This window comes from Staphylococcus sp. GDH8C109P, assembly GCF_017893405.1.
Classification (GTDB): Bacteria; Bacillota; Bacilli; order Staphylococcales; family Staphylococcaceae; genus Staphylococcus; species Staphylococcus cohnii.
Genome location: NZ_JAESMX010000004.1, coordinates 491 through 790, shown reverse-complemented (window position 1 = coordinate 790; position 300 = coordinate 491). Strand labels below are relative to the sequence as shown.

Genomic DNA, 300 nt, shown 5'->3' with positions numbered 1-300 from the left:
ACCACTTATTTTTTGTTTGGTTGATAATGAACTGTGCTGATTACAAAAATTCTAAAAATGCCCATATTTTTTCCTCCTTATAAAATTAGTATAATTATAGCACGAGCTCTGATAAATATGAAGGTTCTGTTGCAAAGTTGAATTTATAGTATAATTTTAACAAAAAGGAGTCTTCTGTATGAACTATTTCAGATATAAACAATTTAACAAGGATGTTATCACTGTAGCCGTTGGCTACTATCTAAGATATGCATTGAGTTATCGTGATATATCTGAAATATTAAGGGAACGTGGTGTAAA

General features: G+C 29.3%; 1 protein-coding gene and 1 pseudogene. One reads left to right on the top strand and one right to left on the bottom strand.

The window, feature by feature from the left end; all coding sequences use genetic code 11:
• Positions 1 to 5: 5 nt before the first annotated feature.
• The gene (ermCL, locus tag KA867_RS01665; RefSeq protein WP_210136873.1) at positions 6 to 65 is read right to left on the bottom strand and encodes a 23S rRNA methylase leader peptide ErmCL; all 60 of its coding nucleotides are present in this window, start codon (positions 63 to 65) and stop codon (positions 6 to 8) included.
• Between the two features lie 113 nt (positions 66 to 178).
• Between ermCL and KA867_RS01660 the strand changes: the two are divergent.
• A pseudogene (locus KA867_RS01660) lies at positions 179 to 300 on the top strand (IS6 family transposase); the annotation flags it as partial.